General features: G+C 72.3%; 24 protein-coding genes. 15 read left to right on the top strand and 9 right to left on the bottom strand.

Translation table 11 applies throughout. The annotated features are described in order from the left end of the window. Nucleotides 1-6 precede the first annotated feature (6 nt). Both ABEB09_RS16980 and ABEB09_RS16975 read left to right on the top strand, forming a co-directional pair. Nucleotides 7-252, top strand: a complete 246-nt coding sequence (locus ABEB09_RS16980) for a DUF6458 family protein (protein WP_345690769.1) — start codon at nucleotides 7-9, stop codon at nucleotides 250-252. A 69-nt stretch (nucleotides 253-321) separates the two neighbouring features. Beyond that, on the top strand, nucleotides 322-693 hold the full coding sequence (locus ABEB09_RS16975) for a hypothetical protein (protein WP_345690768.1): 372 nt from the start codon (nucleotides 322-324) through the stop codon (nucleotides 691-693). 50 nt (nucleotides 694-743) lie between these two features. Here ABEB09_RS16975 and ABEB09_RS16970 read toward each other — a convergent pair whose 3' ends face one another. After that, nucleotides 744-1,577, bottom strand: coding sequence for a TrmH family RNA methyltransferase (locus ABEB09_RS16970; RefSeq protein ID WP_345690767.1), 834 nt, complete (start codon nucleotides 1,575-1,577; stop codon nucleotides 744-746). 170 nt (nucleotides 1,578-1,747) lie between these two features. After that, a complete protein-coding gene (locus ABEB09_RS16965; protein WP_345690766.1) occupies nucleotides 1,748-3,562 on the bottom strand; it encodes an NHL domain-containing thioredoxin family protein in 1,815 nt (604 codons plus the stop codon). A gap of 124 nt (nucleotides 3,563-3,686) precedes the next feature. Between ABEB09_RS16965 and ABEB09_RS16960 the strand changes: the two genes are divergently transcribed. Continuing rightward, a complete protein-coding gene (locus ABEB09_RS16960) occupies nucleotides 3,687-3,962 on the top strand; it encodes a type II toxin-antitoxin system Phd/YefM family antitoxin (RefSeq protein ID WP_345690765.1) in 276 nt (91 codons plus the stop codon). Next, nucleotides 3,959-4,213 (top strand): Txe/YoeB family addiction module toxin, encoded by a 255-nt coding sequence (locus ABEB09_RS16955; RefSeq protein WP_345690764.1) that lies wholly within the window; start codon nucleotides 3,959-3,961, stop codon nucleotides 4,211-4,213. Before ABEB09_RS16960 ends, ABEB09_RS16955 begins: the two co-directional genes overlap by 4 nt. A gap of 20 nt (nucleotides 4,214-4,233) precedes the next feature. On the opposite strand, the gene ABEB09_RS16950 is transcribed toward ABEB09_RS16955, so the two are convergent. Beyond that, complete coding sequence (locus ABEB09_RS16950) at nucleotides 4,234-5,028, bottom strand: carbon-nitrogen family hydrolase (protein WP_345690763.1); 795 nt, start codon at nucleotides 5,026-5,028, stop codon at nucleotides 4,234-4,236. 173 nt (nucleotides 5,029-5,201) lie between these two features. On the opposite strand from ABEB09_RS16950, the gene ABEB09_RS16945 reads away from it, so the two are divergent. Further along, the gene (locus ABEB09_RS16945) at nucleotides 5,202-6,026 is read left to right on the top strand and encodes a maleylpyruvate isomerase family mycothiol-dependent enzyme (RefSeq protein ID WP_345690762.1); all 825 of its coding nucleotides are present in this window, start codon (nucleotides 5,202-5,204) and stop codon (nucleotides 6,024-6,026) included. Between the two features lie 605 nt (nucleotides 6,027-6,631). On the opposite strand, the gene ABEB09_RS16940 is transcribed toward ABEB09_RS16945, so the two are convergent. After that, the gene (locus tag ABEB09_RS16940) at nucleotides 6,632-7,927 is read right to left on the bottom strand and encodes an MFS transporter (RefSeq protein ID WP_345690761.1); all 1,296 of its coding nucleotides are present in this window, start codon (nucleotides 7,925-7,927) and stop codon (nucleotides 6,632-6,634) included. Beyond that, nucleotides 7,924-8,580, bottom strand: coding sequence for a GntR family transcriptional regulator (locus ABEB09_RS16935; protein WP_345690760.1), 657 nt, complete (start codon nucleotides 8,578-8,580; stop codon nucleotides 7,924-7,926). The genes ABEB09_RS16940 and ABEB09_RS16935 overlap by 4 nt, the downstream gene beginning before the upstream one ends. Before the next feature lie 249 nt (nucleotides 8,581-8,829). Here ABEB09_RS16935 and ABEB09_RS16930 point away from each other — a divergent pair, with 249 nt between their 5' ends. Then, entirely contained in the window at nucleotides 8,830-9,744 is a 915-nt protein-coding gene (locus tag ABEB09_RS16930; protein ID WP_380840493.1) for a D-alanyl-D-alanine carboxypeptidase family protein, read from the top strand. A 77-nt stretch (nucleotides 9,745-9,821) separates the two neighbouring features. Here ABEB09_RS16930 and ABEB09_RS16925 read toward each other — a convergent pair whose 3' ends face one another. Genes ABEB09_RS16925 through pdhA form a run of 3 tightly spaced genes read right to left on the bottom strand, consistent with a single transcriptional unit; the run spans nucleotide 9,822 to nucleotide 13,423 of the window. Beyond that, nucleotides 9,822-11,210, bottom strand: coding sequence for a dihydrolipoamide acetyltransferase family protein (locus ABEB09_RS16925; RefSeq protein WP_345693964.1), 1,389 nt, complete (start codon nucleotides 11,208-11,210; stop codon nucleotides 9,822-9,824). A gap of 27 nt (nucleotides 11,211-11,237) precedes the next feature. After that, nucleotides 11,238-12,218 (bottom strand): alpha-ketoacid dehydrogenase subunit beta, encoded by a 981-nt coding sequence (locus ABEB09_RS16920; RefSeq protein ID WP_345690759.1) that lies wholly within the window; start codon nucleotides 12,216-12,218, stop codon nucleotides 11,238-11,240. 2 nt (nucleotides 12,219-12,220) lie between these two features. After that, entirely contained in the window at nucleotides 12,221-13,423 is a 1,203-nt protein-coding gene (gene pdhA / locus ABEB09_RS16915) for a pyruvate dehydrogenase (acetyl-transferring) E1 component subunit alpha (RefSeq protein WP_345690758.1), read from the bottom strand. Nucleotides 13,424-13,748: 325 nt separating this feature from the next. On the opposite strand from pdhA, the gene ABEB09_RS16910 reads away from it, so the two are divergent. The 3 genes from ABEB09_RS16910 (at nucleotide 13,749) to ABEB09_RS16900 (ending at nucleotide 16,051) form a co-directional block, all read left to right on the top strand. After that, complete coding sequence (locus ABEB09_RS16910; protein WP_345690757.1) at nucleotides 13,749-14,429, top strand: response regulator transcription factor; 681 nt, start codon at nucleotides 13,749-13,751, stop codon at nucleotides 14,427-14,429. 63 nt (nucleotides 14,430-14,492) lie between these two features. Continuing rightward, entirely contained in the window at nucleotides 14,493-14,894 is a 402-nt protein-coding gene (locus ABEB09_RS16905; RefSeq protein ID WP_345690756.1) for a pyridoxamine 5'-phosphate oxidase family protein, read from the top strand. Nucleotides 14,895-14,920: 26 nt separating this feature from the next. Next, entirely contained in the window at nucleotides 14,921-16,051 is a 1,131-nt protein-coding gene (locus ABEB09_RS16900; protein ID WP_380840421.1) for a phosphotransferase, read from the top strand. Nucleotides 16,052-16,096: 45 nt separating this feature from the next. On the opposite strand, the gene ABEB09_RS16895 is transcribed toward ABEB09_RS16900, so the two are convergent. Next, on the bottom strand, nucleotides 16,097-17,812 hold the full coding sequence (locus tag ABEB09_RS16895; protein ID WP_345690755.1) for a protein kinase domain-containing protein: 1,716 nt from the start codon (nucleotides 17,810-17,812) through the stop codon (nucleotides 16,097-16,099). Between the two features lie 336 nt (nucleotides 17,813-18,148). Here ABEB09_RS16895 and ABEB09_RS16890 point away from each other — a divergent pair, with 336 nt between their 5' ends. The 6 genes from ABEB09_RS16890 to ABEB09_RS16865 all read left to right on the top strand — a co-directional run bounded on the left by ABEB09_RS16890 (nucleotide 18,149) and on the right by ABEB09_RS16865 (nucleotide 25,866). After that, nucleotides 18,149-19,807 carry a protein kinase domain-containing protein gene (locus ABEB09_RS16890; protein ID WP_345690754.1) on the top strand — a complete coding sequence of 553 codons (1,659 nt, stop codon included), beginning with the start codon at nucleotides 18,149-18,151 and terminating at the stop codon, nucleotides 19,805-19,807. 395 nt (nucleotides 19,808-20,202) lie between these two features. Beyond that, nucleotides 20,203-20,604, top strand: coding sequence for an RAD23 family protein (locus tag ABEB09_RS16885; RefSeq protein WP_345690753.1), 402 nt, complete (start codon nucleotides 20,203-20,205; stop codon nucleotides 20,602-20,604). Between the two features lie 86 nt (nucleotides 20,605-20,690). After that, a complete protein-coding gene (locus ABEB09_RS16880; protein WP_345690752.1) occupies nucleotides 20,691-21,335 on the top strand; it encodes a PadR family transcriptional regulator in 645 nt (214 codons plus the stop codon). 238 nt (nucleotides 21,336-21,573) lie between these two features. Beyond that, on the top strand, nucleotides 21,574-22,341 hold the full coding sequence (locus ABEB09_RS16875; protein ID WP_345690751.1) for an ABC transporter ATP-binding protein: 768 nt from the start codon (nucleotides 21,574-21,576) through the stop codon (nucleotides 22,339-22,341). Continuing rightward, on the top strand, nucleotides 22,338-25,205 hold the full coding sequence (locus ABEB09_RS16870; protein ID WP_345690750.1) for an FtsX-like permease family protein: 2,868 nt from the start codon (nucleotides 22,338-22,340) through the stop codon (nucleotides 25,203-25,205). The genes ABEB09_RS16875 and ABEB09_RS16870 overlap by 4 nt, the downstream gene beginning before the upstream one ends. A gap of 118 nt (nucleotides 25,206-25,323) precedes the next feature. Continuing rightward, nucleotides 25,324-25,866, top strand: coding sequence for a bacterial proteasome activator family protein (locus tag ABEB09_RS16865; protein WP_345690749.1), 543 nt, complete (start codon nucleotides 25,324-25,326; stop codon nucleotides 25,864-25,866). Nucleotides 25,867-25,949 lie beyond the last annotated feature (83 nt).

Raw genomic sequence — 25,949 nt, 5'->3', positions numbered from 1 at the left:
ACAGGCATGGGCCTGGGAGGGTGCATCATCCTCATCGCGGTCGGCGCGATCCTGGCGTTCGCGACCGACTGGGAGATGAAGGGCGTCGACCTCGACATCGTCGGGCTGATCCTGATGGCGGTCGGCCTGCTCGGTGTCACCACGTTCACCAGCATCGCCCGGCGGCGCAGGGCCGTCGTGCCGCCCGTCGCGCCGACCGTCGTCGACCCGCCGGACGAGGACCCGGGGCGGCGGTACGACGGCCGGTACTGAGGCCACCGCGGGACTGACGCGCCGCGGGCGCAACATCCGCGAAAGGCCCCGCCTGCCACGGTGTGAGGCATGGTGCTGCTGGGACAGGACACGACCCTCGTACGTCATCGGGGGCCGTCGCGCGGGAAGTCGCTGGCGTTTCTGGCGGCCGTGACGGCGGCGTTCGTCGCCGTCTGCGGCGTCGTCGTGGCCCGCTTCGAGGACCGTCCGCCGTGGGGCTCGGACATCGCGTACGAGGCGGGCTACCGGAAGGCCGCCCGCATCCGCGCGTACGACCGCGCCGGCGACCTCGTCCGCGTCCTCCTCCACGGCGGTTGCGCCCGCATGGAGGCCGAGGGCGCCGGCCGCCGCGAGGCGACGTACGACCCGGCGCTGTGGGTCGAGGGCTGCCTGGACGGGGCGGCGGGCCGTCCCTCGCGCCACGAGGGCGTCATCAACTAGGCGCTGTCCGGGCGATCAGGCCCCTCCGGACGTGCTGGGCGTCGGGTCCGTCAGCGCCGCCTCGCGGCGGCGATGCGCTGCCGATGCGCCTCGTACAGCACAGCGGTGGCGGCGTTGGCGGCGTTCAGGGAACTCGCGGACCCCGTCATCGGAATGCTGACCGTGTGGTCGCACCGGTCACGCCAGGCGCTGCTCAGCCCGGACGTCTCGTTGCCGACCAACAGCAGCACCGGCTGGGTGAAGTCGAAGTCGAAGACGTCGCACTCCCCCCTCTCATCGGTGCCGACCAGGACGATCGGCCGTCCCTCGGCCCGCCGCGCGGCGACCCAGTCCGTCACGGTGCGGGGCGAGCCCACGCGCACGGCCGGCAGAGCGAACAGGGAACCGGTGCTGGCCCGCACCGACTTGGGGTCGTACAGGTCCGCGGCGTGCCCCGACACGATGAGCCCGTCCGCCCCGAACGCGTCCGCGGACCGGATGACGCTGCCGACATTCCCCGGGCTCGTCGGCCGGTCGAACAGGACACCCAGAAAGCCGCTGCCGACCGGAAGCCGGTCCAGGTCGTCGGCCGGCATCTCCACGACAGCCACCATCTCCGGCGGGCTCCCGTTCTTCTCCCCCAGCTTCGACAGCAGGTCGGGCGCCATGGCTATCGGCTCGGCGTCGACCACGCGCAACAGCTCCCGCGCCCATTGCGACAACTCCCGCCCGCCGTCGTATATCAGCGCCTTGACGGGCCAGCCGTACCGCACCGCCAAGGAGATCGGACGAACCCCCTGGACCAGGAACTCCCGTGCCCGTGTGCGCTTGTTCCGGTTGGTCAGTAATGCCTCCCACTGCTGGAAGCGGGCATTGCGGGCAGTGATCCGCTGGCGTGCCGGCATCGGTCCTCCACGTAGGCCGTCATCGAGTGATGCGCAGCGAGCCTACGGAACCGGCGTCAGCCCCTCGGCACAGCGCTCACCGAACGCACGGATGCCACAGTGGAATTGACGACGCGTGAGCGGACGGATGTGCCAGGACTCTGCCGAGCTCGGGACCTCGCGGTCACGACCTAGGCGTCGAGCCCCGCGAGGATCAGCGGCAGGCGGGCGGCGCCGCCCTCCACGACCTTGACCGGCACGCCCCAGTCCTGCTGGTGGACATGGCACGCCGGGTACTCGTTGGCCGGGTCGTCGTCGCAGGACGCGGCCATCGCCGAGACGTGCAGCACGCCTTCGGTGACCGCCGGGTCGAGCTTCAGCTCGCGGAACAGGTCCGTGCCCGTCCCCGCGCCGCCGGCCAGCAGCTCCGGCGGCGTCGACGAGACCAGCAGCCGCGTCGAGGGCCCGTACCGCTCGTCCAGCTTCTGCCCGGTCGGCGCCCGGAACACGACGTCGAGGCGCAGCGTGCCCGGCGCGACCTCGGTCGCCTCGCGCTGCGTGCGGTGGGCGACGGCGTCGACCTGGACGGCCTCCTCGGGGAGGCGCAGCCGGGTCAGCCGGTGCCGGGCCGACTCGACGACCACGATGTCGTCGCCGGCGAGGACCGCGTCGCTGGGCTCCCGCAGGTCCGTGGCGAGCGTCGTGACCTCGCCGCTCGCCGGGTCGTAGCGGCGCAGGGCGTGGTTGTACGTGTCGCAGACCGCGACCGAGCCGTCGGGCAGCGCGGTGACCGCCAGGGGGTGCTGGAGGAGCGCCTGGTCCGCGGCGCCGTCCCGGTGCCCGAAGTCGAACAGGCCGGTGCCCACCGCGGTGTGCACGGTGCCGTCGGTGTCGACCCAGCGCACGGCGCTGGTCTCCGAGTCGGCGACCCACAGCCGGTCGGCGGTGGCGGCGAGACCCGAGGGCTGCGCGAACCACGCCTCGGTGACGGGCCCGTCGACCAGGCCCTCATTGGTGGTCCCGGCCGCGACCTCCACCGTCCCGGCCTCCGGGTCGTACGCCCACAGCTGGTGCACGCCGGCCATGGCGATCCACACGCGGCCCTGCCACCAGGCGACGTCCCACGGGGACGACAGCGCGACGTCACGCGCCGGACCGGACCTCGGCGACCCCTGCATCCACTGCGCGCCCGTCCCCGCCACGGTGGCGACGTCGCCCGAGGCCGGGTCCCACACCCGCAGGGCGTGGTTCACGGTGTCCGCGACGACGATCCGCCCGTCGGGCAGCGGGCACAGGCCCTGCGGCTCGCTGAACCGCGCGGTGCCGGCGGCCCCGTCGGCCAGCCCCCGCTCGCCGCTGCCGATCCGCCGCACCACGGTCTCGCCGTCCGCCGCCAGCTCCACGAGCTGGTGCCGCGTCGTGTCGGAGACCAGGAAGTTCCCCGAGTCGAGCAGCAGGGCCTTGCCGGGGAAGCGCAGGTGCGTCGCGACCGGCTCCGGCGCGACGTACGGGCCGTCGCCCCGGCGGAGGGTGCCCTTCGCCTCGTGCTCGGCCTCCAGCTCGGTGACCAGCGTGGCGAGCGCCGTGGCGTGCCCCTCGCCCGCGTGCTGGGCGACGACGTACCCCTCGGGGTCGATCACGACGAGCGTCGGCCACGCCCGTACGGCGTACTGCTTCCAGGTGGCCAGCTCGGGGTCGTCGAGCACCGGGTGCTCGACGCCGTACCGCTCGACGGCGTCCACGACGGCCTGGTGGTCGGCCTCGTGCACGAACTTCGGCGAGTGCACGCCGATGATCACCACGGTGTCCCGGTGGCGCTCCTCCAGCTCGCGCAGCTCGTCGAGGACGTGCAGGCAGTTGATGCAGCAGAACGTCCAGAAGTCCAGGATGACGATGCGTCCCCGCAGGTCGGCGAGGGTGTAGTCCTTGCCGCCCGTGTTCAGCCAGCCGCCCTTGCCGACGAGCTCGGGGGCACGGACGCGGGCGCGGCGGGGAGTTTCGTTCATGGTTCAAGAGTGCCATCCCGATTGCGGGGAGCTCGGAGGAGCCCCACCTTCCCACCCACCGCCAGACTGGTACGGTATTGCCGTACGACTTGTGGCACCGTTCACACGCACAGGAGGTCGACGCATGTCCATCTCGGCAAACGAGGCCAGGCAGCGCTTCTATCCGCTGATCCGCCGTGTCAACGAAAACCACGAGCCGATAGAGGTCGTGTCCCGCGAGCACGGTGATGTCGTGATCATGTCTGCGGAGGACTTCCGGTCCTGGCAGGAGACCGTCTACCTCCTGCGCTCACCCCGGAACGCTCAGATCCTCATGGAGTCGATCGCGGAACTCGAAGCCGGCCACGGAGAGGCCCGAGAGCTGATCGACACGGAGGGCGAAGCAGGGACCGCGGCGTGAAGATCGTGTTCTCCGGCCGGGCGTGGGACCAGTACACGTACTGGGCGACAGCCGATCCGAAGATCCTCAAGAGGATCAACCGGCTGATCAAGGAAGTCCAGCGAACCCCGTTCGAGGGCGCCGGCAAGCCGGAACCGCTCAAAGAGAGCCTCTCGGGATGGTGGTCCCGGAGGATCACGGACGAACACCGCCTCGTGTACCGCATCAGGGACGGGGCCGTGGAAATCGCCCAGGCCCGATACCACTACTGATCCACGACGCGGCAGGCTCCCTACGCGCGCGTAGGGGGCTGCGGGCCCAGGACTCGGTCCCTGAGAACCGGGAACTGTTTCCGCGTCAGGTCGACTTTCGCCGGGTCCAGGTCCACGGTCAGGATCTCCTCGTCCACGCCCGCCTCCGCCAGGACCTCGCCCCACGGGTCGACCACGATGCTGTGACCCGCCTGCGGGACGCCCGCGTGCGTCCCCGCGGTCCCGCACGCCAGCACGTACGCCTGGTTCTCCACCGCCCGGGCCCGCGCCAGCAGCGTCCAGTGCTCGCGGCGCCGCTCGGGCCACCCCGCCGGCACCACGAACGCCAGCGCGCCCGCGTCGACGAGCCCGCGGAACAGCTCGGGGAACCGCAGGTCGTAGCAGGTCGCCACGCCCAGCGGCAGGTCCGGCACCGGCACGGTGACCAGCTCGTCGCCCGCCGCCATCAGCACGGCCTCGCCCTCGTCGAAGCCGAAGCGGTGGATCTTGCGGTAGGTGCGGACGAGCTCTCCGGAGGGGGAGAAGACGAGGGAGGTGTTGTAGAGCGCCTCGCCCTCGCGCTCCACGATGGAGCCCGCGTGCAGCCACACCCGTGCCTCCGCCGCCGCCTTCGCCATCGCTTCGAAGGTCGGCCCCTCCAGCGGCTCGGCCTCCGCCGCGAACGACTCGTAGGCGAACGCCCCGACGGGCCACAGCTCCGGCAACACCACCAGGTCCGCTCCGCGTTGCTCACGCACGAGGGAGGCCACGCGCTGCCGCCGCGCGTGGACCGATTCGTCCTGGTTGACCGCGATCTGGATCAGCGAGGCGCGCACACTACCACCGTCCTGGCACGGGACCCGTCAACGCGGGGCCTACGATCGTCGTCCGAAAGCACTGCCGTGGTACCTGCGGGCAGCGTACTGTTCTCTTCCGGGGGACCACCCCCGGACCCCCGCAGTTGCCGCTGCAGCACCCAGCCCGCGTACCAAGCCGCTCGAGGGGTCCCGTGACCGTCCATCCCAGCCTCCAGAACCACGCCGACGCCTGGACCCACTCCATCGAAGCGATATCCGAGTTGGTGCAGCCGCTCGTCGAGGGCGAGTGGAACCGCGCCACACCCTGTCCCGGCTGGTCGGTCCGCGACATCGTCTCCCATGTCATCGGCATGGAGTGCGAGATGCTGGGCGACCCGCGGCCGATTCACTCCCTGCCGCGGGACCTCTACCACGTGCGCAGCGACTTCGCCCGCTACATGGAGATGCAGGTCGACGTGCGGCGCCACCACACCGCGCCGGAGATGACGGCCGAGCTGGAGTACGTCCTCATCCGCCGCGCCCGGATGCTGCGCAACGAGAACCGCTCCCCCGACACCCTGGTGCGCGCCCCGCTCGGCGCCGAGCAGAGCCTCGAAGTGGCCTACCGGATGCGGGCCTTCGACGTGTGGGTGCACGAGCAGGACCTGCGCATCGCGCTCGGCAAGCCGGGGAACCTGGACTCGCCGGGCGCGCACGTCACCCGGGACGCCCTCCTCGCCGTGCTGCCGAAGGTCGTCGCCAAGGACGCGGGCGCGCCGCCGAACTCGGCGGTCGTCTTCGACGTGAGCGGCCCCGTGGAGTTCCTGCGGACGGTGCGGGTGGACGCGGAGGGCCGGGGCACGATCGACGGCGCGCCGTCGCTGGGCCCCGCGGTGACGTTCGCGATGGACTGGGAGACGTACGTGCGGCTGGCGTGCGGGCGCGTCCGGCCGGCGGCGGTCGCCGACCGGGTCAAGGTGGAGGGCGACGAGGACCTGGCCGCCGCGATCCTCGCGCACTTCTCCGTCACGCCGTAGGTCCACGCGCCCGGCACCGGGTCCCCCGACCCGGTCCCGGTCACTGCCGCGTCGTCCCGATCCCGGTCCCGGGCACGTCCGCGGTCACGGGCGCGTCCGCGCTCACGGCCACGCCCCAGGTCACGGCCACATCCCCGGTCGCGTCCCCGGTCCCGGCGCCGACCCGGTCGTGGTCCCGGTCCCGACCCCGTCGCGTCCCCGGTCCCGGTGCCAACCCCGTCGCGTCCTCGGTCCCGGTCCCGACCCCGTCGCGTCCCCGGTCGCGGTCCCGGTCCCGACCTGGTCCCGGGTCCCGGTCCTGCTCAACATCAGGTCTCCGCCCCCGGCCACGTCCCGGGCGCCGGTCCGCCCCCCCGGCCACATCTCCGGCGGTGCGGCCGGCCCTCCGGTCACGTCTCCGGCGCCGGTCCGGCCTTCAGCCACGCCCCAACGCCGGTACGGCCCTCCGGCCACGCCCCAACGCGGGTCCGGCCTTCAGCCACGCCCCAACGCGGGTCCGGCCCTCCGGACACGTCCCCGGCGCCGGCGCGGCCCCCGGTCCCGGGCCGGTGCCGGTCCGGTCCTGGTCCCGGCGCGGTGCCGGGACCAGGCGGTATGACGGTCCGTCATACCGGTACGTGGACCGCCTCGACGCGGCTCGCCACCAGGCGTTCCCGTTCGCGCTTCGCCGTGCGGGACTTCAGCCGCAGGATCTGGGCCATGCCCAGGGCCTGCAGGACGAACACCGACGAGAAGGCGATCCGGTAGTCGCCGCCGGTCGCGTCCAGCAGGACGCCGACCGCCAGCAGGATCGTCATCGAGGCGGTGAAGCCACCGATGTTGACGATCCCGGAGGCGGTGCCCTGCCGCTCGGGCGGGTTCGCGGGCCGCGCGAAGTCGAAGCCGATCATCGAGGCGGGCCCGCACGCGCCGAGCACCAGGCACAGCGTCACCAGCAGCCACATCGGCGCACGGTCGCCCGGCCAGACGACGGTGGCCGCCCACAGGGCCGCCGTGGCCGCGACCGTGCCGATGGCCAGGGGGGCGCGGGCGGCGTGGTGGCGGGCGATGATCTGTCCGTACGCGAGTCCGACGACCATGTTGGAGAGGACCACCAGCGTCAGCAGTTCGCCGGCCCGCCCCCGGGACAGCCCCTGCGCCTCGACCAGGAACGGCATGCCCCACAGCAGCAGGAACACCATGGCGGGGAACTGCGTGGTGAAGTGCACCCACATGCCGAGCCGGGTGCCGGGCTCCCGCCACGACGCGGCGATCTGGCGCCGCACATAGGCCGCACCGGCGTGCGGCACCGGCTCCGGCGCGTACCCCTCGGGGTGGTCCCGCAGGAAGAGCACGACGAGGACCAGCACGGCGAGGCCCGCGGCGGCGCTGCCGGCGAACGTGGCCGTCCAGCCCAGCTCGTCCAGCAGCCGGGCGAGGACGATCGTCGAGACGAGGTTGCCGAGGACCCCGAAGAGGGCGGCGACCTGGGCGATCAGCGGCCCGCGGCGGGCCGGGAACCAGCGGCTGCCCAGCCGCAGCACGGAGATGAACGTCATCGCGTCGCCGCAGCCCAGCAGCGCGCGGGCGGCGAGCGCCATGCCGTACGAGGGGGACAGCGCGAAGCACAGCTGGCCGGCGGTGAACAGCAGGATGCCCAGGGTCAGCACCTTGCGGGTGCCGAGGCGGTCGACCATGAGGCCGACGGGTATCTGCATGCCCGCGTAGACCAGCAGCTGGAGGATGGAGAACGTGGACAGCGCCGACGCGTTGACGTGGAAGCGGTCGGCGGCGTCGAGCCCGGCCACGCCGAGCGACGTACGGAAGACGACCGCGACCAGGTAGACGGAGACGCCGACCCCCCACACGAGGGCGGCGCGCCGGCCGCCGGGCGGGTCCGCGGGAGTCGCGGCGAGGCTCATCGGTCCTCACCCCGGACCAGCACCTTGACCCGGCTGACGTGCCGGTGCACGCACTGGGCGGCGGCCTCGGCGTCACCGGCCCGCAGGGCGTCCAGGATCTCGGTGTGCTCGGTGATGTTCTTGGCGATGCGGTCGGGGTGCGCCTCCATCACGGCGACGCCCATCCGCAACTGCCGGTCGCGGAGCTGGTCGTAGAGCCGGGAGAGGATCTCGTTGCCGGCGTTGCGGACGATTTCGGCGTGAAAGGCCCGGTCGGCGACGGCGACGGCGCGCAGGTCCCCGTCGCGGGCGTGCCGCCGCTGCTCGTCCAGCAGCTCCTCGAGGCGCGCGAGGAGCCGGGCCGGTGCGGGGACCGACTTGTGCACGGCGAACTCCTCGACCAGCAGGCGCGTCTCGACGACGTCGGCGATCTCCTGCGCGGAGACGGCCAGGACCAGGGCACCCTTCTTGGGGTAGAGCTTGAGCAGCCCCTCCATCTCCAGCTTGAGCAGGGCCTCCCGTACGGGCGTCCGGGACACCCCGACGGCCTGCGCCAGTTCGCCTTCGGTGAGGAGGGTGCCGCCTTCGTAACGGCGGTCCAGGACGGCCTGCTTGACGTGGGAGTAGACGCGGTCGGCGGCGGGGGGCGAGGGAGGCGTGGCGGCGGCTGGCATGCGCACAGCATAGATACAAGAAGGGTGCAAGAGGCGCCCCGTCCGCATGGCGAGATTCATCCCCGTCGGGGAAACGAACGAAAACTCCCCATCCGTGCATCCATTCGGGCCGTTCTGATGTCTTGTAGAACGCACCCCTTTCACAGAGGCCCCTCTTTCACAGAGGCATCCCCTTTGCAGAGGCACCCCCTTCACACCTTTCACCCGAGGCACCGCGGAGCGTTTCTCTTGATATCCCCCACCACGGCCGTGCGCCGTGCCGCCACTGTCGTGCTCGCGTCCGGCCTGCTGCTGACGGCCTCTCCGCTGGCGGCACCCGCCCAGGCGGCCACGCCGATCCCGGCGATCAGCGCCAAGGGCGGTTTCCTGATCGACCAGGCCACGGGCCGGGCCGTCTACGGCAAGTCCAACGACACCCGCCGCCAGATGGCCAGCACCACGAAGATCACGACGGCGATCGTGGTGCTCACCACGCCGGGCGTGGACCTCAACCGCAAGGTCACCATCAAGCAGACGTACCGCGACTACGTCACCCGGACCGGCGCCAGCACCGCCGACCTGAAGACCGGCGACAAGGTGACCGTGCGTCAGCTGCTGTCGGCGCTGATGCTGCCCTCCGGCTGCGACGCCGCGTACGCCCTCGCCGACACCTTCGGCACCGGCACCACGACCGCCGCGCGCACCAAGTCGTTCATCGCCAAGATGAACGCGAAGGCCACCCAGCTCGGCCTCAAGAACACCAAGTACGACTCGTTCGACGGCATCTCGACGACCGGCAACAACTACACCTCGCCGGCCGACCTGGCGAAGATGGCCCGGCACGCCTTCAGCAGCTCCGTCTTCCGGGACGTCGTCAAGGCCACGTCGTACAGGACGACCGCGACCACCAGCACCGGCGGCACGCGCACGTACACCTGGTACAACACGAACAAGCTGCTCGGTTCGTACAGCGGCGCCAACGGCATCAAGACCGGCACCGGCACCGCGGCCGGCCCCTGCCTGGTCTTCGCGGCCACCCGCGGCACCAAGACCTACGTGGGCGTCGTCCTCAACGCCCCCGACCGCTTCAACGACGCCGCCAAGCTGCTCGACTTCGGCTTCGGCTCCACGACCGCGCGCACCATGACGCTGCGCTCGCTCCCGGCGGGCACCCAGCGGGACTGAGCCCCGCGCAAGGACACAGAGGCATACGAAAGGACCCGGACACCTGGGGTGTCCGGGTCCTTCCCGTCAGAGGGCCGCTACGCCCAGGTGATCAGGCGCTTCGGGTTCTCCAGGACCGCCGCCACGTCGGCGAGGACCTTGGAGCCCAGCTCGCCGTCGACCAGGCGGTGGTCGAAGGAGAGCGCGAGCGTGGTGACCTGACGCGGCTTGATCTTGCCCTTGTGCACCCACGGCTGGAGCTTGATGGCCCCCACCGCGAGGATCGCGGACTCGCCCGAGTTGAGGATCGGCGTACCGGTGTCGACGCCGAAGACGCCGACGTTGGTGATCGTGATCGTGCCGCCCTGCATGGCCGCCGGGGTCGTCCTGCCCTCCCGGGCCGTCGCGACCAGGTCGCCCAGCGCCGCCGCCAGCTCGGGCAGCGTCTTGGCGTGGGCGTCCTTGATGTTCGGGACGATCAGGCCGCGCGGGGTCGCCGCGGCGATGCCCAGGTTCACGTAGTGCTTGAGCACGATCTCCTGGGCGGCCTCGTCCCAGGACGCGTTGATGTCCGGGTTGCGCCGGACGGCGACGAGCAGCGCCTTGGCGACGAGCAGCAGCGGGTTGACCCGCAGGCCCGCCATGTCCTTGTCGGACTTCAGCTCCTCGACCAGCTTCATCGTGCGCGTCACGTCGACCGTGACGAACTCGGTGACGTGCGGCGCGGTGAACGCCGAGCCGACCATCGCCTGCGCCGTCGCCTTCCGTACGCCCTTGACGGGGATACGGGTCTCCCGCGCACCCGCCGCGACGGGCGCGAGCGGCTCGGCCTGCGGCTCCGGCTGCGGGGCCTGTGCCGGCACGGCGGCGGGCGCCGCCGCGGGGGCCGGGGCGGGCGCGGCGGCCCGGTGGACGTCGTCACGGGTGATGATCCCGTCCGGGCCCGTCGGGGTGACCGTCGCCAGGTCGACGCCCAGGTCCTTGGCCAGCTTCCGCACCGGCGGCTTGGCCAGCGGGCGCGCCTCGGGCACCGGGGCGACCGGCGCCGGGGCGTGGCCGTTCAGCTCGGTCTGCACCGCGGCCTGCGCGGCCGGGACGGCCCCGGTCGCGGCGGCCTGCTTGCGCGGGCGCCGCTTGGTGGAGGTCGCCGCCACGCCGTAGCCGACGAGCACCGGCTGGCGCCCCTCGGGCTCGGCCTCGGGCTCCTCGGCGGCGGGCGCCGCCACGGGCTCCTGGGCGGGTGCCTCCGGCTCGGCGGCGCCGCCCGGCGCCACGTTCACCGAGATGATCACTTCGCCGACGTCGACGGTCGTGCCCTCGGGGAAGCGCAGCTCATGCACCACACCGTCGTACGGGATCGGCAGCTCGACGGCCGCCTTCGCGGTCTCCACCTCGCAGACGACCTGGCCGTCGGTGACGGTGTCGCCCGGCTGGACGTACCACTTGAGGATCTCGGCCTCGGTGAGTCCTTCACCGACGTCCGGCATCTTGAAATCGCGGATCACGGTGTCCTCCTAGTACGCCAGCGAGCGGTCGACGGCGTCGAGCACCCGGTCGAGACCCGGCAGGTACTCCTCCTCCAGCCTGGCCGGCGGGTACGGGGCGTGGTAGCCGCCCACCCGCAGGACCGGGGCCTCCAGGTGGTAGAAGCACCGCTCGGTGATCCGCGCGGCGATCTCCGCGCCGGAGCCGAAGAAGACGGGGGCCTCGTGCACGACGACCAGCCGGCCCGTCCTGCCGACGGACTTCTCGATCGCGTCGAAGTCCAGCGGGGACACCGACCGCAGGTCGAGGACCTCGACGGACCTGCCCTCCTCGGCGGCCACGGCGGCCGCCTCCAGGCAGACCTTCACCATCGGGCCGTACGCGGCGAGGGTGAGGTCCGTGCCCTGGCGGACGACGCGCGCCTTGTGCAGCTCGCCCGGGATGGCCTCGGTGTCGACCTCGCCCTTGTCCCAGTAGCGGCGCTTCGGCTCGAAGAAGATCACCGGGTCGTCGCTCTGGATCGCCTGCTGGAGCATCCAGTAGGCGTCCGACGAGTTCGACGGCGAGACCACCTTCAGGCCCGCCACGTGCGCGAACAGCGCCTCGGGCGACTCGCTGTGGTGCTCGACGGCACCGATGCCGCCGCCGTACGGGATGCGCACGACGACCGGCAGCTTGACCTTGCCCAGGGCCCGGGCGTGCATCTTGGCCAGCTGCGTGACGATCTGGTCGTACGCGGGGAAGACGAAGCCGTCGAACTGGATCTCCACGACCGGCCGGTAGCCCCGCAGGGCCAGGCCGATCGCGGTGCCGACGATGCCGGACTCGGCGAGCGGGGTATCGATGACCCGCTCCTCGCCGAAGTCCTTCTGGAGGCCGTCGGTCACGCGGAACACACCGCCGAGCTTGCCGACGTCCTCGCCCATGATGACGACCTTGGGGTCGGTCTCCAGGGCCTTGCGCAGGGACTCGTTGAGCGCCTTCGCGAGGGGAAGCTTCTGTACAGCCATGATCACTTGACCTCGCCATCCACGAACGACGCCTGGTACGCCGCGAACTGCGCGCGCTCCTCGTCGACGAGCGCGTGCCCGTCCGCGTACACGTTCTCGAAGATCGCCATGTGGTCGGGGTCCGGCATGGCGCGCACGGCCTCGCGGACGCTCTTGCCGAGGGCCTCGCTCTCGGCCTCCAGCGCGTCGAACCAGGCTGCGTCGGCGTGCCCCTGGGCCTCCAGGTAGCGGCGCAGACGCAGGATCGGGTCCTTCGCCTCCCAGGCGGCCCGCTCGTCGTCGTGGCGGTAGCGCGTCGGGTCGTCGGAGGTGGTGTGGGCGCCCATGCGGTAGGTGAACGCCTCGACCAGGGTGGGGCCCTCGCCGCGGCGGGCGCGCTCCAGCGCCCAGCGGGTCACGGCCAGGCAGGCCAGCACGTCGTTGCCGTCGACGCGCACGCCCGGGAAGCCGTAGCCCTGCGCGCGCTGGTAGAGCGGCACGCGGGTCTGCTTCTCGGTCGGCTCGCTGATGGCCCACTGGTTGTTCTGGCAGAAGAACACCACCGGCGCGTTGTAGACCGCGGAGAACGTGAACGCCTCCGCGACGTCGCCCTGGCTGGACGCGCCGTCGCCGAAGTAGGCGATGACCGCCGAGTCCGCGCCGTCCTTGGCCACGCCCATGGCGTAGCCGGTGGCGTGCAGCGTCTGCGAACCGATCACGATCGTGTACAGGTGGAAATTGTTGCTGTTCGGATCCCACCCGCCGTTGTTCACACCGCGGAACATCCCGAGCAGATTCGTCGGATTGACCCCGCGGCACCAGGCGACGCCGTGCTCGCGGTAGGTCGGGAAGACGTAGTCGTCGTCGCGCAGCGCGCGGCCGGAGCCGATCTGGGCGGCCTCCTGGCCCAGGAGCGAGGCCCACAGGCCCAGCTCGCCCTGGCGCTGGAGGGCGGTGGCCTCGCCGTCGAAGCGGCGGGTCATCACCATGTCGCGGTACAGCCCGAGCAGCTCCTCGGGGCTGAGGTCGACGTCGTACTCGGGGTGCTGGACGCGCTCACCCTCGGGCGTCAGCAGCTGTACGAGCGGGGGCTCGGCGGTCGAGCCCTGCGGCTTCTTGGCCCGCGCGGCGCGCTTGGCACCGCTGCTGCCGGTGCCACCGGCGGCGCCGGTGCTGGTGCCGCTGCTGCGTCGCGGCTTGCGCGCGGCAGTGCTTTCCACGGTCACGTGCGTGTACCTCCGTCTGTCCGGCCCCCGGGGTCCGCCGGGCGGCCAGTGCGGCTCGCCTGCTGTCGTACGGTTGCACGGGGTGGGTGCCCTCGGCCGGGAACAGGCGTGACAGGTGCCCCGGCGAGCGCCCTGTCATAGGCACGTTACCCAGTGGGTCGCATTCCTGCGAAACCCCATTTGACCTGGGATTTTGCTTGGATTTCCAAGTAAATCGAGAAATGCGGGAACAACCACTGGTCACAGCCTCGCAGGCCGCCGGAACACCGGCACGTTATCCCGCGCACCCCGGGCACGGGAAGAGTTCGTATGTGAGACTGCGTCCGTGCGCGAACAGGGAGAAATCACCGTTTTCCTGCTGGATGATCATGAAGTCGTCCGGCGCGGAGTCCGGGAACTGCTCTCCTCCGAACCCGGTATCGAGGTGGTCGGAGAGGCCGGTACGGCGGAAGAGGCCCTGGTCAGAATCCCGGCGACCCGTCCCGACGTGGCGATCCTCGACGTACGGCTGCCGGACGGCAGCGGAGTGGAGGTCTGCCGCGAGATCCGTTCGCGCCAGGAGAACACGGCCTGCCTGATGCTCACCTCGTACGCCGACGACGAGGCCCTCTTCGACGCGATCATGGCCGGGGCCTCGGGTTACGTCCTCAAGGCGATCCGGGGCAGCGAGCTGCCGGCGGCCGTACGGGACGTGGCGGCCGGCCGGTCGCTGCTCGACCCGGTCGCCACCGCGCGCGTGCTGGAGCGGCTGCGCGAGGGCGGCGGGCGGCGCGGCGACGACCGGCTGGCGCACCTGACCGACCAGGAACGCAGGATCCTCGACCTGATCGGCGAGGGCCTGACCAACCGGGCCATCGGCGAGCGGCTGCACCTGGCCGAGAAGACGATCAAGAATTACGTGTCCGGCCTGCTGTCCAAGCTGGGCATGGAGCGCCGCTCCCAGGCGGCGGCGTACGTGGCCCGCCTCCAGGCGGGCGGCGAGGCGCGGCCGGCGCACGGGACGTAAGTCCCGGGGGAAGGGGGCCGCCGCCCCTGTTCCGCCAGGCGCCTCGCGGCGGACCCTGGGGGTATGTCCACGACCACGGGCGAGGCGGACGCCCTCCGGCTGCTCGGCACCGTCCCGTACGGGCGGATCGCCACAAGCATGCGGGCGCTGCCGCTCGTGGTGCCGGCCCACCACGTCGTGGCGGACGGCGCCGTCCTCGTACGGATCCACCGCGGCCCCGGCCACCACCGGGCCTGTCACGGAGCAGTCGTCGCCTACGCGGCGGACACGTTCCCCACCGGCGCCGACACGCTCTGGTCCGCGCAGGTCGTCGGCACCGCCCGGATCCTCGAGCCGGACGAGCGCGTGCGCGCCCTCTTCGGGCCGGCGCCCCACCGGGTGGACGGCGCCGCCTTCGACCCCGTCCACCTGCGGATCGAGCCCCGCTTCGGCACCGTTCACTCCCTGGACGGCACAGCGAAGTGATCTCATGGTGATCTAACATCTGTCGAGTGCCGCGCTCATCTGTAACGTCTGCGCCTGCTGCCCTCGTTACCGCCATCCCCCGGCCCCGCCAGGCCCCGCCCGTCCCGCCCGTGAGCGCGCTGCTGCGCCGCTACACCGCCCAGGGCGAGCCGCTGTCCTGCGTGCCCGTCACCCAGGGCCTCCTCAACCGCGGCTACCGGCTCACCACCACGCGCGGCACCTACTTCCTGAAACAGCACCTGGACGCGCCCACCTCCGACCGCGCCACCATCGCCCGCCAGCACCGGGCCACCCAGCGCCTGCACGACCTGGGCGTCCCGGTCGCCCCGCCCCTGCCCGACACCGACGGGCGCACGGTCGCGCTGCTCGGCGACCACTGCTACGCCCTGCACCCGTGGGTCGAGGGCCGCCACCGGGACGGCGCCCAGCTGAGCACGGCGGGCTCGGGGCGGCTGGGCGGGCTGCTGGGCCTGGTGCACATCTGCCTGGAGCGCGTGATGGGCGGCGCGACGGGCGCCCACGCCGGGGCGACCCGCCAGGACGCCGGCCACGCGTACGCGTGCGAGGACGCCGGCCACGCGTACGCGAGCGCCGACCCGGACGACACGTTCCGGCTGATCGACGAGCTGCTGGCGCTGGCCAGGGCGCGGCGCCGCAGGGACGCCTTCGACGAGCTGGCCGAACACCGGCTGCTGGAGCGGCGGCTGCTGCTCGCCGAGTACGCGCACCGGCGCCCGGCCGCCGCCGATCCCGGTGCGGGCGGCTGGGTGCACGGCGACTTCCACCCGCTGAACCTGCTGTACCGGGGCGCGGAGCCGGCCGCGATCGTCGACTGGGACCGGCTGGGCGTGCAGCCCCGGGCCGAGGAGGCCGTGCGGGCCGCGGTGATCTTCTACGTCCAGCCGACGGGCCGGCTCGACCTGGCGAAGGTGCGGGCCTACGCCCGCGCGTACCGGCGGGCCACCGGGGCCGACCGGGCGGAGCTGGCGGCCGCGGTGCACCGCGTGTGGTGGGAGCGGCTGAACGACTTCTGGATCCTGCGATGGCGCTACCAGCTGCACGACAGCAGGGCCGACCCGCAGTTCCCCGCGGCGTCGGCCCTGGCGGTGTGGTGGACACGCGAGTACGAGGCCGTCCGCGACGCGTTCACCAACTGAGGCCGCCCGCCGAGCCCGTGAGGCGGCTCCTTCGGTGTCGGGCCGTCAGGTACCCGGCGTGCCCGTCGTGCTGCCCACCGTCGAACCGCCCTGCTGGCCGGTCGTGGTGGTGCCGGTGGTGCCGGTGGTGTCACCGTTGCCGCCGTCGGTCTGACCCCCGTCGGTCTGCCCGCCGTCGGTCTGCCCGCCGTCGGTCTGACCCCCGTCGGTCTGGCCGCCGTCCGTCTGACCGCCGTCGGTCTGGCCGTCGGTGGTCCCGCCGTCGGCCGTGCCCGGGTCGGAGGAGGAGGGCGACGGCGACGGGTCCGTGCTCGGCGTGTTCGGCTGCCAGGGCGTCTCCGGCTGGCTCCCCCAGTTGTCGCCGCCGCCGGTGGAGGTCTCCGGCTCCTGGACCTCCTCGGACTTCGACGGGGTCGGCGTGGGCGTGCTGCTGGGCTTCACGGACGGCGACGGGGAGACGCTGGGCTTCGTACCGGTGCCCTGCGAGGCGTTGCCCGCCTTCACCGCGTACACCGCCCCCGCCATGATGGCGATCAGCGCGAACGCCACGAACAGCAGCACCGTGCCGCGCCGGCGCTTGGGGGCGGCCGGATAGCCGCCGTGGTAGGCGCCGTCGTCCGGGTTCATCGGCGGCAGGATCCGCCCCTGCGAGGTGTCGCCGTGCACGGGGTGCGTCGCGTACGCGGGCTGGCCGCCGTGCATCGCCGGGCCGGTCGCGGCACCCATGACGGCCGTCGCGGCCATGCCGCCGGGCCCGGCGGGGTGACCGCCGTCGTGGGTCTGCACCGGGCCCGTGTTCCACGTGCCGCTGTGGCCGCCCTGCTCCTGGAGCATCTGCAGCCCGTACTGCACCAGGCCGCGCATCTCCTCGGCGCTCTGGTAGCGGTCGTCCGGGTCCTTGGCGAGCGCGCGCATGGCGAGCCCGTCCAGCTCCGGCGGGGCGCCGTCGAACACCTCGGACGGCGGGACCGGCGTGTCCTGCACGTGCTGGTACACCACGGACAGCGGGGTCTCACCGGTGAACGGCGGCCGCAGGGCCAGCAGTTCGTACAGCAGACAGCCCGTGGCGTACAGGTCGGAGCGGTGGTCGACGGCCTTGCCCAGCGCCTGCTCGGGGGAGAGGTACTGCGGCGTGCCCATGACCATGCCGGTCTGCGTCATCGTCGTCGAAGCGCCGTGCAGGGCGCGGGCGATGCCGAAGTCCATCACCTTCACGGCGCCGCTCTTGGTGATGATGACGTTCGCGGGCTTGATGTCGCGGTGCACGATGCCGTGCTGGTGCGAGTAGGCCAGTGCCTCCAGCACGCCGGAGACGATGATGAGGGCCTGCTCGGGCGGCGGGGCGTCGGCGCTGATCAGCAGATCGCGGATGGTGCGGCCCTCGACCAGCTCCATGACGATGTACGGCACGGACTGGCCGCCCACCTGGTCCTCGCCGGAGTCGTAGACCGCCACGATCGCGTGGTGGTTGAGGCCGGCGACCGACTGGGCCTCGCGCGTGAACCGCGCCTTGGAGACCGGGTCCTCGGCGAGGTCGGGGCGCAACAGCTTGACGGCGACGGTCCGTCCGAGCCGTACGTCCTCGGCGGCGAACACCTCCGCCATACCGCCCCGGCCCAGCCGGTGGGTCAGCCGGTAGCGGCCGTCGCCGACCAGGCCGCCGACGCCGAAGTCCATGGCGTCCGACGCCCCGCCGACCGCGTGTCCCGACGCTCCGTCATCCGACACTCCGCCGCCGCCTGCTTCGGATCCGGGTGCCATCAGTCCTCGCCGTCATTTCTGTCCGCTGTCCGCGGGCCCGTGCTCGCGTGCGGTGTGCCGCCGTGTCTCAAGGTCTCGAGGAGTACATCGAGAGGTCCTTCGCCCTGTCACGCTACAGCCTCCGCGCGACGGGCCGGTTCGGGATGGACCGGTCATCCAACCGGTTCCACGTACACCTGTGCAAATTCCATGCCGGGCAGGTAACGCTTCCGAGACGCTTCTTGTGCGTACGGTCACGGAACGGGCACCCGGCTTGACGTGTCAGTGGCCTCGGGCAGACTTGGCCCGTAAATACGGATCATCGCGGCCGCACGCGCGCGTAGGGGGAAGCAAGAAATGAGCCAGGACGGCGCACACGGCCGCTACGCCGGCGGATCGGTGGCGAACGGCCGGTACCAGCTTCGCGACCTGCTCGGCGAAGGCGGCATGGCGTCGGTCTACCTGGCCTACGACAGCGCCCTGGACCGCCAGGTGGCCATCAAGACGCTGCACACGGAACTCGGCCGGGAACAGTCGTTCCGCGAGCGGTTCCGGCGCGAGGCGCAGGCGGTCGCCAAGCTCCAGCACACCAACATCGTGTCGGTCTTCGACACCGGTGAGGACACGGTCACCTTCAGCGACCCCTCCATGGGCGACGGCGGCGTCATGCCGTACATCGTCATGGAGTACGTGGAGGGCCAGCCGCTCGGCTCGGTCCTGGCGGCCGACGTGCAGAGTTACGGGGCGATGCCGGCGGACAAGGCGCTGAAGGTCACGGCCGACGTGCTGGCCGCGCTGGAGACCAGCCACGAGATGGGCCTGGTCCACCGCGACATCAAGCCGGGCAACGTGATGGTGACGAAGCGCGGCGTCGTCAAGGTCATGGACTTCGGCATCGCGCGCGCCATGCAGTCGGGCGTCACGTCGATGACGCAGACCGGCATGGTGGTGGGCACGCCGCAGTACCTGTCGCCGGAGCAGGCGCTGGGGCGCGGCGTCGACGCCCGCTCCGACCTGTACTCGGTCGGCATCATGCTGTTCCAGCTGCTGACGGGGCGGATCCCGTTCGACGCGGACTCGCCGCTGGCGATCGCGTACGCGCACGTCCAGGAGGAGCCGTCGGCCCCGTCCTCCATCAACCGCTCGCTCACGCCCGCGATGGACGCGCTCGTCGCACGGGCGCTGAAGAAGAACCCGAACGAGCGTTTCCCGAGCGCCGCCGCCATGCGCGACGAGTGCCTGCGGGTGCTGTCCGCGGGCCAGACCGGCGCCCCGGTCATCGTGCCGGGCGGGCCGGCGAACAGCGGCGCGGGTGTCGGCTCGGCGGTCTTCCCGCCGGTCGACCACACGACGCCGGCCCCGCACGGCGGCGTCCAGACGCCGTACCAGCCGCAGCCGCACACCCCGGCGCCCGGCCCCTACGCGCCGCAGCCGCACACGCCGGCTCCGGCCCCGACGCCGGCCCCCGCCCCGTCGTACGGCTACCCGCACCACGCGGCGGCCCCGACCCCGGCGCCCGCGTACCAGACCCCGGCGCCCGCCCCCGCCCCGTACACCACGGGAGGCGGCCGGCGGAACAACATGCCGATGCTGGTGGGCGCGATCGTGGTCGCCCTGATCGCCATCGGCGGCGTCATCACGGCGGTCGTCGTCAACGGCGAGAACGACCCGGCCGGCACGGGCGGCGCGGGAGGCGGCGGCACGAGCGAGTCGGCCCAGGCGGGCCACCGCCCGCCGGAGCGCAACCGCACGATGGAGCCCTCGAAGTGCTCGGAGGCCCGGGAGGACAGCAACGACCCGGCGAAGGTGCAGGCCCCGAACTTCATCTTCAAGGACCTGCTGTCCGTCAAGGCGTGCATCCAGGCCGCCGGCTGGCAGGTCAAGGAGACGCGGGTCGACGATCCTCTGTACGCGGAGGACCAGGTCGTCGACCAGTTCCCGCGTGAGGGCACGGCCGTGGTGCCGGGCGACCAGACGTTCGAGCTGAAGATCGCGACGGGCGACAACCCGGAGTAGGCCCTTTTCCGGCACGTGGGTGAGGCGGGGCGGTCCGAGATGCCCCGCCGCTTCGCGTGTGTGACGCTGTGATCGACTCACCACGGATCGTCACGGGAGGGGGTCACCCGGTGGCTCCAGCACTCGGTTCGCGGCGCTGCGCGCGGCGGCGCCCCGTGCGGCGGCACGGTCTGCGGCGGCAGCGTCCGCAGCGGCGTGGCGTGCGGCGCGCGGTGGTGGTCGGGCTGTGGCTGAGTGCCTCCTTCTGCGGGATGCTCCCGGCGTACGCGGAGGAGAGCAGGGCGCCCGAGCCGAGTCCCGGCGCGAGTCGCGGTGTCGTCGCGACGCCTTCCGCCGCCGCTACCAGTGCCTCGCCCGAGGCGTCCGGCAGCGGTACCGCGTCTCCGGCTCCCGGCGTGACCTTCTCCCTCCGCACACCGGTGCCGATGACCTCCCGGCCCTCGCTGGCGGGCCGCCCGGCCGGGGAGGGGCGTACGCGCCCGGGGCGGCCCGGCATCCCCTCACTGCTCCCGTCGGCCCCGCCGTCGGCGACCGTCTCCGAGGCCCCACGTACCAAAACGGCAACAGCCACCACGGACTCCGACCCCTTCGGCACGGTCGCGGAGGAGGTACCGGAGGAGGACTCCCCGGCCGTCGTCCCGCCGCGCCGCACCCCGTCCGCCGCGGCCTACGAGCGCGGCCCGCAGGCCGCCGAGACCTTTGTTGACCGGCGCGTTCCGGTCCTGACGCTCGGTGTGGGGCTTGCCTTCATGGGCCTGGGGATCGGCTTCCTCGGCCTCCGCATGCGCCGTCGCTGATCCGCCCCGTCCCCCTTGAGGAGGATCCCCGCGGGTCCTCCCGGAGACGGTTGTCCTCCTCGGCATACCCGGTATACATACTGAGTATGTCGATCCGCCACGGGCTCCTGGCCCTCCTCGAAAGCGGCCCGCGCTACGGCTCACAGCTCCGCTCGGAGTTCGAGGCCCGCACCGGCTCCACCTGGCCGCTCAACGTCGGACAGGTCTACACGACGCTGAACCGGCTGGAGCGCGACGGCATGGTCACCCAGCAGGGTGAGGACGAAGCGGGCCACCCCCTCTACGTCATCACCGACGCCGGGCGCGGCGAGCTGAGGACCTGGTTCGAGAAGCCCGTGGACCGCACCAGCCCGGCCCGCGACGAACTGGCGATCAAGCTCGCCATGGCGGTCGGCGCGTCCGGCGTCGACATCCGTGCCGTGATCCAGGCCCAGCGCCGCCACACCATCAAGGCGATGCAGGACTACACCCGGCTCAAGGCACAGGCGCTCGCCGCTCTGGAGAGCGGGAAGACACAGGAACGCGACGACGTGGCCTGGCTGCTCGTCCTGGAACAGCTGATCTTCCAGACCGAGGCGGAGGCCCGGTGGCTCGACCACTGCGAGGCCCGGCTCATCCGCCTCTCGGCGGCGGCCGCCCGGCAGGCAGCGCCCGCACCACCACCCGGGCCCTCGCCCGTACCCGCACCGGTGGCGCCGGCGCCGCGCAACCACCCCGCACCACCTGCCTGACCCACCGCTCCTCGGCACGCACGTACCCGGTAACGCACGACCTGGTTACGCACACATTCCGGTAACGCACGTACTTGAAAACGCACGTACCCGGTTACGCACGTACCCGGTTACGCACCACCCGCATCGAACAACCGCTCCGCGCACCCGGCCCGCGCCGCTCACAGCGGGCCCACCGTCCCGTACGCGCCGTACCGACGCCGTACGGGGCTCGCGCCGGCCCAAGGGGGACCCCTCCATGTCATCAGCGACGCCCTTGTCGTCACCCACGTCACACCAGCCCGTCCTGCAACTCCAGCAGCTGACCCGGGTCCACGGCACCGGGGCCACCGAGGTACACGCCCTGCGCGGCATCGACCTCGCCGTCCACCCGGGCGAGCTGGTCGCCGTCATGGGCCCCTCGGGCTCCGGCAAGTCCACGCTCCTCACCATCGCGGGCGGCCTCGACACACCCACCTCCGGCCGGGTCATCGTCGAGAACACCGACATCACCACCGCCGACCGCAAGACGCTCGCCGCGCTGCGCCGGCGCAGCATCGGCTACGTCTTCCAGGACTACAACCTCATCCCGGCGCTCACGGCCGCCGAGAACGTCGCCCTCCCCCGCGAGCTCGACGGGGTGTCCGCCCGCAAGGCGCGCGCCGAGGCGCTGGCCGCGCTCGAGGAGATGGACCTCGGCCATGTCGCCGACCGGTTCCCCGACGAGATGTCCGGCGGCCAGCAGCAGCGCGTCGCCATCGCCCGCGCCCTGGTCGGCGAACGCCGCCTCGTGCTCGCCGACGAGCCGACCGGCGCCCTCGACTCCGAGACCGGCGAGTCCGTGCTCGCCCTGCTGCGCTCCCGCTGCGACGCGGGTGCCGCGGGCATCCTCGTCACCCATGAGCCGCGGTTCGCCGCCTGGGCCGACCGGGTGGTCTTCCTCAGGGACGGCGCGGTCGTCGACCAGACCCTGCGCAGCGGCGCCGACTCGCTGCTCTCCGGCACGGGGCGGGCGGCCGACCTGTGAAGACCTGGTTCCACTCCTGGCGCGCCGCGGTGCGCATAGCCCGCCGTGACGCCTGGCGCTTCAAAGGGCGCAGCTTCCTCGTCCTCGCCATGATCGCCCTGCCGATCCTCGGCGTCAGCGCCGCCGACCTGACCCTGCGCAGCGCCGAGCTGTCCGCGCAGGAGCAGGCGGACCGCAGGCTCGGCACGGCGGACGCCCGGGTCTCCGACCCCCGGTACGGCGGGGTGGCCGTCGACCAGAGCCCCGACGGCGAGATCGACCAGCCGGTTGGCGACTACGAAGACAAGCCGTACCCGGAGGGCCGGACGGACGTCACGAAGGTCTTCCCGGCCGGCGCCACGGTCCTCACGGACACCCGGGGCCACGGCAAGCTGCGCACCAAGTACGGCCTGCTCCACACCGAGATCCGCGAGCTGAAGGCCTCCGACCCGATGGCCGGCGGCATCATGACACTGCTCGACGGCCGGTTCCCGGAGAAGAACGACGAGGTCGCCGCGACCTCCCACTTCCTGGAGACGAGCGGGCTGAGTGTCGGCTCGACGCTCAGCGCCCGCGGCCTGGAGCGCGAGTACCGGATCGTCGGCTCCTACGAACTGCCCGACGACCTGAAGACCGACCAGGTCAACGCCCTGCCCGGGGCCTTCCTCGCCCCGCTCGGCAAGGCACTGGAGGCCGCCGGCCTGCCCGGCACGGACGCCTCCACGACGCATCTGCTGAAGCTGAAGGGCGCGGGCGCCGAAGGTTTCACGTGGAACATGGTCAAGGCGGCGAACGCCAAGGGCGCCGTGGTCGTCTCGCGGGCCGTGCTGCTGGACCCGCCGGCCCGATCCGAAGTGCCGCTGTACCAGCGGGAGGGCTGGAGCGGCTACACGAACAGCGAGGGCGTCGAACGGGCCGCGCTGATCGCGACGGCCACCGTCGTGGGCCTCGCCATGCTGGAGATCTGCCTCCTGGCCGGACCGGCCTTCGCCGTGGGCGCCCGGCGCTCCCGTCGCCAGCTGGGCCTGGTGGGCGCCAACGGCGGCGACCGCCGGCACATCCGCTCGATCGTCCTGGCCGGCGGCCTGGTGATCGGCTTCGCGGCCGCGGTGGCCGGCACGGTGCTCGGCCTCGTCCTGACCTTCGCCCTCCAGCCGTGGCTGGAGGAGACCATGGGCCAGCGGTTCGGCGCCTTCGACGTCCGCCCGCTGGAGCTCCTCGGCATCGGCGCGCTCGCCGTCCTGACGGGCCTGCTCGCGGCGATCGTCCCGGCCGTCACCGCGTCCCGCGAGACCGTGCTGGCCTCGCTGACCGGCCGGCGGGGCGTACGCCGCAGCAACCGGGTCCTGCCCGTCATCGGCCTGGTCGCCACCCTGCTCGGCGGCGCCATCGCCCTGTACGGCTCGGTGCTGTCCGACCAGTTCCTCATCGTGGCCGGGGGCAGCGCGCTCGCCGAGCTGGGGATCGTCGCGATGACCCCGATGCTGGTCGGCCTGTTCGGGCGGACCGGCCGGTGGCTGCCGTTGTCGCCGCGGCTCGCGCTGCGGGACGCCGTCCGCAACCGCGGCCGTACGGCTCCGGCCGTCGCCGCCGTGCTGGCCGCCGTCGCGGGCACGGTCGCCGTCGCCACGTACGGGGTGAGCCGCGACGCCCAGTCCCGGGCCGAGTACGTGGCCCAGCTGCCCCACGGCGCGGCATCCGTGATGATCACCGCGGAGGGCGGCCGGGACGTTCCGGCCGTGCGGGAGACCGTGCAGAAGTACCTGCCGGTCGATGTGCGGGCCGATGTGGACCGGATCGCGGTCGGGCGGACCAGCTGCGACCTGTGGGAGGACGGCAAGGGCTGCGGCCGCTACGAGGTCGTCGTTCCGAAGGCGAACGAGTGCCCCCTGTGGGCGCGCACCACGGACGGCTCCGACCCGCGGGAACGATTCAGCAAGGAGCAGCTCCGCAAGCTCTCCACCGACTGGCGCTGCAAGGCCGACGACCGGTACTTCATCTCCGAGGGCGGCCTGGTCATCGGGGACGCGAACGTACTGAAGGTCCTCGGCATCGACGACCCCGGCGCCGAGAAGGCCCTGGCCTCGGGCACCTTCGTGTCCTTCTCGCGGGCCCAGGTGGACAAGGACGGCAAGGTCTCCGTCCGGCTGATCACCGACCTGAAGGCGGCCGACCTGGCCATGGAGAAGGGCGCGGATCCGCCCGGCGCGGTGAAGTCCTTCCCCGCCTACCGGGCGCCGGACGGCACGGAGGCCTACGGCGTGAAGGGCATCCTCCCGCCGGCCGCGGCCAAGGCCGCCGGTCTGACCACCGTGCCGCTCGGTTCCTTCTACGCCACGGACCGCATGCCCAGCAGCGAGCAGCGGCAGAAGCTCGACTTCGAACTGGCCGCCGTGGGCACCGACCTGACCTTCCACCTGGAGGAGGGCTACCTCAGCGAGAACGGCATCGTGCTGCTGGCCCTCACCGTGTTCGCCGGTCTGATCACCGTGGGTGCCGCCGGTATCGCCACCGGTCTGGCCCAGGCGGACGCCGAGGCCGACCTCAAGACGCTGGCCGCCGTCGGTGCGCCGCCCCGGGTCCGCCGCACGCTGAGCGGCTTCCAGTGCGGGGTGGTCGCCTGCATGGGCGTACTCCTCGGATCGGCCGCGGGCGTCCTGCCGGCGATCGGCCTGCGGCTGACCGAGCGCCGCCAGGCGGAGAGGATGCACCAGGAAGCCCTCGACGGCGGGTTCGGCGGCTTCGACGGCCTGCCGCACATCCCGATCGTCATCCCCTGGGAGACCCTGGGCGCCCTGCTGATCGCCGTGCCGCTCGGTGCCGCCCTGCTGGCCGCGCTGCTCACGCGGTCGCGCGGCGCGGTGGCCCGCCGGGCCGCGACGTAACGGGACCGCACACGACGGGCTGCCGTCACCGCGCACCGTGTGCCCCCGGCACGAGGGTGGATCACCTTCGTCCGGGGGCACACCGTGTCATGACGCATCTGTACGAGAGAATGGCGGCATGGAGATGCCGAGGAATGAACGGTCGCAGGAGAGCCCGCAGGTCCTCATCGTGGGTCAGGACGGAATGGCGCTCGGCGGCGGTGACGGTGACGACGAGTCGCGCGAGGTCCCGGTGACGGAAATGGTCGAACAGCCTGCCAAGGTCATGCGGATCGGCAGCATGATCAAGCAGCTGCTGGAAGAAGTACGGGCGGCACCTCTGGACGAAGCGAGCCGGGTCCGGCTCAAGGAGATCCACCACAGCTCCGTCAAGGAGCTGGAGGACGGCCTGGCGCCGGAGCTGGTGGAGGAACTGGAACGCCTCTCCCTGCCCTTCACGGACGACGCGGTCCCCTCCGAGGCGGAACTGCGGATCGCCCAGGCGCAGTTGGTGGGCTGGCTGGAGGGCCTGTTCCACGGTATCCAGACGGCGCTGTTCGCCCAGCAGATGGCGGCCCGCGCCCAGCTGGAGCAGATGCGCAGGGCGCTGCCGGCCGGGGTCATGTCCCACGAGGACGACGACCACGGAAACGGCGCGGCCCGCTCGGGGCCGTACCTGTAAGGCGCTTGATCTGTAAGGCGTTGGATCTGTAAGGCGTTGGATCTGTAAGGCGTTTGTCGCGGCCCGGCATCCCTCAGGTGTGC

This window comes from Streptomyces coeruleoprunus (assembly GCF_039542925.1).
GTDB classification, from domain to species: domain Bacteria; phylum Actinomycetota; class Actinomycetes; order Streptomycetales; family Streptomycetaceae; genus Streptomyces; species Streptomyces coeruleoprunus.
The sequence above is the reverse complement of the archived record's forward strand: the minus strand, read 5'-3'. Positions and strand labels throughout refer to the sequence as shown.

Excerpts from the sequence above, each read along its gene's own strand:
- ABEB09_RS16980 (WP_345690769.1), top strand. The coding sequence starts at position 7 with ATGGGCCTGGGAGGGTGCATCATCCTCATCGCGGTCGGCGCGATCCTG.
- ABEB09_RS16975 (WP_345690768.1), top strand. The coding sequence starts at position 322 with ATGGTGCTGCTGGGACAGGACACGACCCTCGTACGTCATCGGGGGCCG.
- ABEB09_RS16970 (WP_345690767.1), bottom strand. The coding sequence starts at position 1,577 with ATGCCGGCACGCCAGCGGATCACTGCCCGCAATGCCCGCTTCCAGCAG.
- ABEB09_RS16965 (WP_345690766.1), bottom strand. The coding sequence starts at position 3,562 with ATGAACGAAACTCCCCGCCGCGCCCGCGTCCGTGCCCCCGAGCTCGTC.
- ABEB09_RS16960 (WP_345690765.1), top strand. The coding sequence starts at position 3,687 with ATGTCCATCTCGGCAAACGAGGCCAGGCAGCGCTTCTATCCGCTGATC.
- ABEB09_RS16940 (WP_345690761.1), bottom strand. The coding sequence starts at position 7,927 with ATGAGCCTCGCCGCGACTCCCGCGGACCCGCCCGGCGGCCGGCGCGCC.
- ABEB09_RS16935 (WP_345690760.1), bottom strand. The coding sequence starts at position 8,580 with ATGCCAGCCGCCGCCACGCCTCCCTCGCCCCCCGCCGCCGACCGCGTC.
- ABEB09_RS16925 (WP_345693964.1), bottom strand. The coding sequence starts at position 11,210 with ATGCCGGACGTCGGTGAAGGACTCACCGAGGCCGAGATCCTCAAGTGG.
- ABEB09_RS16920 (WP_345690759.1), bottom strand. The coding sequence starts at position 12,218 with ATGGCTGTACAGAAGCTTCCCCTCGCGAAGGCGCTCAACGAGTCCCTG.
- ABEB09_RS16905 (WP_345690756.1), top strand. The coding sequence starts at position 14,493 with ATGTCCACGACCACGGGCGAGGCGGACGCCCTCCGGCTGCTCGGCACC.
- ABEB09_RS16895 (WP_345690755.1), bottom strand. The coding sequence starts at position 17,812 with ATGGCACCCGGATCCGAAGCAGGCGGCGGCGGAGTGTCGGATGACGGA.
- ABEB09_RS16890 (WP_345690754.1), top strand. The coding sequence starts at position 18,149 with ATGAGCCAGGACGGCGCACACGGCCGCTACGCCGGCGGATCGGTGGCG.
- ABEB09_RS16880 (WP_345690752.1), top strand. The coding sequence starts at position 20,691 with ATGTCGATCCGCCACGGGCTCCTGGCCCTCCTCGAAAGCGGCCCGCGC.
- ABEB09_RS16875 (WP_345690751.1), top strand. The coding sequence starts at position 21,574 with ATGTCATCAGCGACGCCCTTGTCGTCACCCACGTCACACCAGCCCGTC.
- ABEB09_RS16865 (WP_345690749.1), top strand. The coding sequence starts at position 25,324 with ATGGAGATGCCGAGGAATGAACGGTCGCAGGAGAGCCCGCAGGTCCTC.